Origin of the sequence: Achromobacter sp. GbtcB20 (assembly GCF_019091095.1) — a bacterium.
GTDB lineage: Bacteria > Pseudomonadota > Gammaproteobacteria > Burkholderiales > Burkholderiaceae_B > Achromobacter > Achromobacter mucicolens.
In genome coordinates this window covers 1-237 of sequence record NZ_JAGXJZ010000883.1, presented here as the reverse complement: position 1 = coordinate 237, position 237 = coordinate 1, and the positions used below count along the sequence as shown (strand labels likewise).

1 pseudogene is annotated in these 237 nt (G+C 58.2%); it reads left to right on the top strand.

The window, feature by feature from the left end:
• Positions 1-234, top strand: a pseudogene (locus KVT32_RS31500) (ABC-F family ATPase); the annotation flags it as partial.
• Positions 235-237: the final 3 nt, after the last annotated feature.

Genomic DNA, 237 nt, shown 5'->3' with positions numbered 1-237 from the left:
CTGGGCCGTCACAACGTCCTGCTGCTCGACGAACCGACCAACCACATGGACATGGAATCGATCGAGTCGCTCAACATCGCCCTCGACAAGTACGAAGGCACCCTGATCTTCGTCTCGCACGACCGCGAATTCGTGTCCTCGCTCGCCAACCGCGTGCTCGAGGTGAAGGAAAACGAGGTGGTCGACTTCCGCGGCACCTATGAAGAGTACCTGAAGAGCCAGGGTATCGACTGATCA